This window comes from Actinomadura sp. NPDC048955, assembly GCF_040649435.1.
Classification (GTDB): Bacteria; Actinomycetota; Actinomycetes; order Streptosporangiales; family Streptosporangiaceae; genus Spirillospora; species Spirillospora luteofluorescens.
On the sequence record NZ_JBEZJI010000126.1, the window covers coordinates 1 to 6,954 of the forward strand.

Sequence of the window (6,954 nt, forward strand, 5' to 3'; positions counted from 1 at the left end):
GGGGACCAGGCCACGCCGGCGGGGGCCGGCGGGGAGGGGGCCGACCGGGAGCCCGGGGCCGCGCGGTACGGCGCGGCGCTGGGGGCCGTCGCCGGGCCCGGCGACGGCCCGGTTCCGGCCTTCGACGTGCTGATGCTGGGCGTCGGCCCCGACGCGCACGTGGCGTCGCTGTTCCCGGAGCTGCCGGCGCTGCGCGACGAGGGCGCGGTGGCGGCGGTGCGGGGCGCCCCGAAGCCGCCCCCGACCCGGATCTCGCTGACGTTCCCGTCCCTGCGCGCCGCGGACGAGGTGTGGCTGCTGGCGGCGGGCGAGTCCAAGGCCAAGGCCATCGGGCTCGGGCTGGCGCCGGACGCGGACCCGTTCCACGTCCCGTGCGCCGGGGCCCGCGGGCGGAGCCGGACCCTGTTCCTGCTCGACCGCGCCGCGGCGTCCGAGCTCCCGCCGGGCACGGGGCGCGTCACGCCCTCTTGAACCGCGCATGAAGAAAGGCCCGTACACCTGGGAGAAGACTGAACAGTAGCGGCGGTTCCGCATGCCTCGCTCGAAAGCGTGCATACCCTGACCGAGGGAAAACCCGCGTCGAGCGTGAGGAGTTCTCAGGTGCTCAAGGGTCGGACCGGGACGGTGGGCGCGGCGGTCGCCGGGGCGGTGGTGATCGCCGCGGCGGGCTGCTCCTCCGGGGGTGACGGCGGAGGCGGGGGCGGCGACGGCGGCAAGTCCGAGGACGCGGTGAAGCTCGCCGTCACGCCCGCCACCGGGACGCGGCAGGCCGCCCCGGACAGGCCGGTCACCGTCACGGCCGACAACGGCAGGCTCACCAGCGTGACCCTCACCTACGGCAAGAAGGGCACGAAGGCCGGCGGGAAGCTCGCCTCCGACGGAAAGTCGTGGACGTCGTCGTGGACGCTGCGGCCGTCCACGACGTACACGGTCACGGCCAAGGCGACCGGGGACGGCGGGAAGCAGGCCACCGCGACGTCCACGTTCACGACGCTGACGCCGCGCAAGAAGCTGGAGAGCGGCATGTCGCCGCTGGACGGCGAGACCGTCGGCGTCGGCATGCCCGTCCAGCTGCTGCTGTCCAGGCCGGTGAGCACCAAGGCCGGCAAGGTGGCGGTGGAGAAGGCCCTTGAGGTCCGCATGTCCAAGCCGGTCGAGGGCGCCTGGTCCTGGGTCGGCGACAAGGAGGTCGACTTCCGGCCCCGCGACTACTGGCCGTCCGGGCAGAAGGTGGAGGTCGTCGCGCACCTGGCGGGGCTGAAGGCCGGCGAGGGCATGTACGGGATGAAGGACCGCAGCGTCGGCTTCACCGTCGGGCCGCGGCACATCACGACCGTCGACGCCAAGAAGCACCGCGCGACGGTGACCGACGGCGGCAGGACGGTGCGGACCATGAAGGTGAGCCTCGGCAAGCCGGGCCACGACAGCTACAGCGGCACGATGATCGCGCAGGAGAAGGCGGCGCACATCGTGATGGACTCGGCCACCACCGGCGACCCCGGCGAGTACCGGATCCCGACGAAGTGGAACGTCCGCCTCACCTACAGCGGGACGTTCGTCCACTCGGCGCCGTGGTCGACCGACGCGCAGGGCAACGACAACGTCAGCCACGGGTGCGTGAACGCCTCCCCGGGCGACGCCAAGTGGTTCTTCGACTTCACCAACCGGGGCGACGTGGTGAAGGTGACGGGCACGTCGCGGCGGCTCCAGTTCGGGAACGGCCCGACGCCGTGGGCCAAGTCGTGGGACGCCTGGCTGGAGGGCGGCGCCGTCGGCAAGCCGGTCATGGGCACGCCCCTCACCTGAGGTCACCGGCGCCGCCCGCGGCCCCACTGGCACACTTGGTGCCATGCAGAAGCTCTCGTTGGACGCACAGGTACGGGACCTGATGAAGCGCGCCGCCGCGGCCTCGACCGGGCGCGGCGCCGACACCGTGTACGGCGGGCACGAGCACGTCCTGCGCCAGACGCTGATCGCCATGACGGCGGGCACGGCGCTGGCGGAGCACGAGAGCCCGGGCGAGGCGACGGTCCTGGTCATGCGGGGCCGCGTCCGGCTGGTCGCGGGCCAGGACTCCTGGGACGGCATCGCCGGCGACCTGCTGATCATTCCGGACGCGCGGCACAGCCTGGAGGCGCTGGAGGACGCCGCGGTGCTGCTCACCGTGGCCAAGTCCGGCTGACGGTGCGGGGAAGCGCCGGGCCGGGCCGCCCGATGTCGGGTCGGCCCGGCCCCGCGGGAGGGTGCCGGCGCCTCAGGCGCAGGTGAAGTCCCGCTTGGGGAGGCGGCCGGTCAGCAGGTAGCCGTTGACCGTCTCGCTGACGCAGGTGTTCGGGTAGCCGCGCTGGTAGGGCGCGTGGACGTCGGCGTCCAGCGTGACCATCCGCGATCCGCGCAGCAGCCCGTGCAGTGCCTGGTTGGCCGGGTAGGTCGTGCGGGTGTCGCCGGTCGCGGCCACCATCAGCGCGGGCAGCCGCCCGCCGACCTCGGTCGGCCGCTCGGCGGGTCGCACCGGCCAGAACGCGCACGGGTTGACGTTGCGGGTCAGCGGTGCGAACAGCGGGCTGGCGGCCCGGTTCCGCTCGATGTCGCGCCAGTAGGACTCCGGGTCGCGCGGGGTGTCCGCGTCCCCGCAGATGATGGCGGTCTGCCCGCTCCCGTACACCGACTCCGCGCCGGTGAGCAGGAACGTCAGCTCCTCGTCCAGTTCCTTGGTCGGCTGGACGCCCTCCCCCGCCGCGGCCTTGGCGAAGACGCGCACCGACTCCGCCAGCATCGCCCTGGCCTGGTCCTCGTCGGTGTCGAGGTGGTTGAACAGCACGAGGGGCAGCGTCGTGTCGTCCACCCGCCACCGGCCGACGGCGAGCGGCGTCCTCGCGGCCGCCGCGACGAGGCCGCGGACGGTGCCGAGGACCTCGGCGCGCGTGCCGCCGAGACCGTAGGTCGCGTCGCGCTCGGCCGCCCACTCCGCCCACGCTCCGAGCGCGCGGTCGTTGGCTCCTTCGGTGCCGGCCAGCAGGCGCGGGCCGAAGCGGGTCGGGTCGACCGAGCTGTCGAGCACGACGCGGTCGAGCCGGCCGGGGAACATCGTCGCGTACACCGACCCGAGGTAGGTGCCGTAGGACGCGCCGTTGTAGGAGACCTTCCGCTCGCCGAGGGCGCCCCGGACGATGTCCATGTCGCGGGCGATGTTGCGCGTGCTGATGTGCGGGAGGACGCCGGCGTTCGTCCGCGCGCACCGGTCGGCGAGGTCCTTGGCGAACGCGGCGGACCGGTCGAAGGACCGGCGGCTCTCCCCCGCCGACTTGATCCAGGTCCCGGAGGGCCCCCGGCAGTCGACCGCGGCGCTGCGGCCGAGCGACCGCGGGTCCATGCCCACCAGGTCGTAGCGCGGGCCCGCCTTGCCCATGACGGAGCGCATGTAGGGCGGCATGTCGAGGGCCGGTCCCGGGCCGCCGCCGTTCAGGATCATCGTTCCGATGCGGTGGGCGCGGTCGGACGCCTTCAGACGGGAGATCGCGACGGTGATGGTGCGGCCTTCCGGGCGGCGGTAGTCGAGCGGGACGGTGACGTCCGCGCACGCGGCGCCCGCCTTGTCGAGTTCCCTTCCGATCTCGTCGTCGTCGTTGAGCGTGCACTCCTTCCAGTTCAGCCGCTGGTCGTAGAAGCGGGCGAGACCGCCCGTGCCGGACGTGGCGGACGCCGGCGCGGCGGCGGGCGCGGCGGTCGGCGCCGTGCCCGGTGCGGCGGCCCCGTCGCAGAACGCCGTCTCGACGAGCTTCATCTGGTCGTCGAACGCCTCCTTGGTGGACGGGTTCTCGTTGAAGTCGATCGTCACGCGGCGCCCGGACGGCCCGACGCCCGAGACGGTGATGTAGCTTTCGAGGCCGCCGGCGTGCCCCCACCAGGTCCCGCCGCAGCGCAGCGGGGTCGCGATCAGGCCGAGGCCGTAGGCGGCGCCGTCCCAGATGCGGTCGGGGTCGGCGGGGACCGTCTGCTTCATCTGCGCGAGCATCCCCGGGGGCAGGAGCCGGCCGCCCATCAGCGCGCCGAAGAAGGCGTTCAGGTCACGCGGGCTGGAGACCAGTGCGCCCCCGGCCCACGCCACCGTCGTGTTCATCTCGGTGAAGTCGTCCCACCGGACGGTCCCGTCGCGCTCCTCGCGCAGGTAGCCGCGCGCGTGCGGTCCCCTGATCCGCGTCCGGTCGCCCGGCCAGTAGGTGTCGCGGAGCCGCAGCGGCCGGATGATCCTGCGCCGGACCTCGTCCTCCAGGCTGTGCCCGCTCGCCTTCTCCGCGATGAGCCCCGCGATGATGTAGTTGGTGGTCGCGTAGTGCCAGCCGGGATCGGGGGGCGGGAGCGCCAGCGCCCGATCGATCAGTTCTCGGGGCTCGAAGTGCCGGAAGCGGTACCCGTCCGAGTTCGGGAAGGTGTCCATGTAGTCGGGCAGGCCGCTGGTGTGCCGGAGCAGGCTGCGGACGGTGATCTTCCGGCCGTCGTAGCCGCCCCGGTCGAGCAGGCCGGGCAGGTAGCGCTCGACGGGGGCGTCCAGCGAGATCCGGCCCTCCCGCGCCAGCTGGAGCACGGTGACGGCGGTGAACGTCTTGGTGACGCTGGCGATCCGTACCCGCAGGTCCGCGCTCATCGGCCGCCCCGTGCGGCGGTCGGCCACCCCGCTGCCGGCCGTCCACGTCCCGCACGCGGGGTCGTCGACGCGCACGGCGGCGCCGGTGACCCCGTGCGTCCCGGTCATCCGTTCCAGGGCCCGCAGCGTCGCCGTGCGGTCGGTGCAGCCGTTCGGCGCCGGCTCGGCTCGCGCGGGCGCCGGGACGGCGGCGGCCGCGGCGATCGCGGCCCCCGCCGCCAGCACCGCGACCGCCCGCCTGGCGGCGCGGGGCCGCCTCGGTTGTGTGGTCGTCATGGTCTCCGACGCTAGGCAGCCGCGGGCGCGGGCGCACTGCGGGCAGCGGGCGACAGCGGGGTGGGGACAGCCCCAGTGGCGCCCGTCGACCAAAGTCGATGGCGCCGCCGACCTGCGGCCGCTGTCCGGGGCGGGCGGCATGGCTACCGTTGGGCGGGTGGACCTCCTGCGGCGCCCATGGCGCGACTGGCTCGGCGACGTCGGCGCCGCCGGCGCCGCGATGGTGCTCGGCTGGGTGCTGCTCCAGGGCACGGTGGACGACCTGCCCCCCGGGGAGACGATCGCGGTCCGGCGGGACGTGCTGATCGGCGCCGTCGCCTGCGTGTTCCTCATGCTCTTCCGGCGCCGCCACCCGGTGACCTTCGCGGTCGTGATGGTGTTCGCGCAGTGGACGGCGACGACGACGCTCGGCACGGCGGCGATCGCGATGTACTCGCTGGCGATGCTGCGCCCATGGCGGATCGCGCTGCCGGTCGCAGGCGCCAGCCTGGCGCTGATCATCGGCCTGTTCCGGCTCACGGCCCCCCACGAGGAGTTCCTCCAGGGCAGCGTCATCTTCGCGCTGATCTACGCGGTCCTCGTCACGACGGGCATGCTGGTGCGGTCCCGGCGGCAGCTCATCGCCTCGCTGGAGGAGCGGGCCCGCGCCGCCGAGACCGAGCAGCGGCTGCGGGTCGAGGAGGCCCGGCTGCTGGAACGCGAGCGCCTGGCCCGGGAGATGCACGACGTCCTCGCGCACCGCATCTCGCTGCTGGCCGTGCACGCGGGGGCGCTGGAGTTCGGCCCGGGCACGCCGGACGGGCAGCGCCAGGCCGCCGGGATCATCCGGCGCAGCGCCCACGAGGCGATGGAGGACCTGCGCGAGGTGATCGGCGTGCTGCGGGACGACGCCCCCGGCGCCGACCCCGAACGCCCGCAGCCGACGCTCGCGGACGTCCCCGGGCTCGTGGAGGAGTCCCGGCGGGCCGGGGGCCGCGTCGCCCTGGAGCAGAACGTCCCCGATCCCGGGCTCGTCCCGTCCCGCGTCGGGCGGCACGCCTACCGGATCGTCCAGGAGGGCCTGACGAACGCCCGCAAGCACGCGCCGGGCGCGGAGGTCCGGGTGTCCCTGGACGCCGGGGCCGAGCTGGACGTGGAGATCGTCAACGCGCTGCCCCCCGGCCCGCCCGCCCTGCCCTTCCCCGGTTCCGGCACGGGGCTCGTCGGCCTCGCCGAGCGGGTGGCGCTGCTCGGCGGGACCCTGGAGCACGGGCGCACCGGCGACGGCCGGTTCCGGTTGCGCGCCCGCCTTCCGCTGCGGGCCGCGCATGGCGCCGGGACCGGTGGGAAAGGTGATACGCATGGCAGCGAACTCCTCTGACGAGCCCGTCCTCGAAGAACTCGACCGCGCCGAGTGCATGAAGCTGCTCACCGGCGGCACCATCGGCCGGGTGGCGTTCGACGACGGCGAGGGACCGACGGTCGTCCCGGTGAACTACGCCGTCGAGGGGGACTCGGTGATCTTCCGCACGTCGGCGTCGGGCCGGCTGAACCGCAACCTGCTGTCGGCGGTGACCGGCGGAGAGGTCCGGGCGGCCTTCGAGGTCGACCGGTTCGAGGAGGCCCGCCACGAGGGCTGGAGCGTGCTGCTGCGCGGCGGCGCGCACCCCCTGTCCGAGGCCGAGAAGGCCGAGGTCGCGCAGGTCCGGCCGTGGCCGGGCGGCGACCGGGAGGCGTGGTTCCGGCTGGCGGCCTCCAGCGTCACCGGACGCCGACTGCGCCGCCCCTGAACCGCCCGTAGGGTGGCGGGATGGACTCCCCTCCCGTCCGCGTCCTGATCGTGGACGACGACGCGCTCGTCCGGGCCGGCCTGTCGATGATGCTGGCGAGCGCCGACGACCTGGAGGTGGTCGCGGACGTCGCCGACGGCGCCGAGGTCGTCGCCGCCGTGAACCAGCACCGGCCCGACGTGGTGCACATCGACCGCATCAAGCGGTTCGCCCGGAGCCCGCAGGGCCGCAGAGCGCGTGCCCGGGCGGAGCGGCTCGCCCGGG

7 protein-coding genes are annotated in these 6,954 nt (G+C 74.5%); 6 read left to right on the forward strand and 1 reads right to left on the reverse strand.

Annotated elements, in window-relative coordinates; all coding sequences use genetic code 11:
- From AB0C84_RS44925 to AB0C84_RS44935, 3 genes are all read left to right on the forward strand, one after another.
- Positions 1–471, forward strand: a 471-nt coding sequence (locus tag AB0C84_RS44925) for a 6-phosphogluconolactonase (RefSeq protein ID WP_361078793.1), incomplete at its 5' end; no start/stop codon positions are given.
- A 129-nt stretch (positions 472–600) separates the two neighbouring features.
- Positions 601–1,806 carry an Ig-like domain-containing protein gene (locus AB0C84_RS44930; protein WP_361078796.1) on the forward strand — a complete coding sequence of 402 codons (1,206 nt, stop codon included), beginning with the start codon at positions 601–603 and terminating at the stop codon, positions 1,804–1,806.
- 43 nt (positions 1,807–1,849) lie between these two features.
- Positions 1,850–2,182, forward strand: a complete 333-nt coding sequence (locus tag AB0C84_RS44935) for a cupin domain-containing protein (protein WP_179841827.1) — start codon at positions 1,850–1,852, stop codon at positions 2,180–2,182.
- Positions 2,183–2,254: 72 nt separating this feature from the next.
- On the opposite strand, the gene AB0C84_RS44940 is transcribed toward AB0C84_RS44935, so the two are convergent.
- Positions 2,255–4,921: an alpha/beta fold hydrolase gene (locus AB0C84_RS44940; RefSeq protein ID WP_361078799.1), complete on the reverse strand. Its 2,667-nt coding sequence runs from the start codon at positions 4,919–4,921 to the stop codon at positions 2,255–2,257.
- 157 nt (positions 4,922–5,078) lie between these two features.
- On the opposite strand from AB0C84_RS44940, the gene AB0C84_RS44945 reads away from it, so the two are divergent.
- The 3 genes from AB0C84_RS44945 to AB0C84_RS44955 all read left to right on the forward strand — a co-directional run.
- Positions 5,079–6,281, forward strand: a complete 1,203-nt coding sequence (locus tag AB0C84_RS44945) for a histidine kinase (RefSeq protein WP_361078803.1) — start codon at positions 5,079–5,081, stop codon at positions 6,279–6,281.
- Positions 6,262–6,690 (forward strand): pyridoxamine 5'-phosphate oxidase family protein, encoded by a 429-nt coding sequence (locus tag AB0C84_RS44950; RefSeq protein ID WP_361078805.1) that lies wholly within the window; start codon positions 6,262–6,264, stop codon positions 6,688–6,690. Before AB0C84_RS44945 ends, AB0C84_RS44950 begins: the two co-directional genes overlap by 20 nt.
- Positions 6,691–6,710: 20 nt before the next feature.
- Positions 6,711–6,954 (forward strand): response regulator (locus tag AB0C84_RS44955; protein WP_361078807.1); only part of this gene is annotated, 244 nt, incomplete at its 3' end.

Excerpts from the sequence above, each read along its gene's own strand:
- AB0C84_RS44935 (WP_179841827.1), top strand. The coding sequence starts at position 1,850 with ATGCAGAAGCTCTCGTTGGACGCACAGGTACGGGACCTGATGAAGCGC.
- AB0C84_RS44940 (WP_361078799.1), bottom strand. The coding sequence starts at position 4,921 with ATGACGACCACACAACCGAGGCGGCCCCGCGCCGCCAGGCGGGCGGTC.
- AB0C84_RS44950 (WP_361078805.1), top strand. The coding sequence starts at position 6,262 with ATGGCAGCGAACTCCTCTGACGAGCCCGTCCTCGAAGAACTCGACCGC.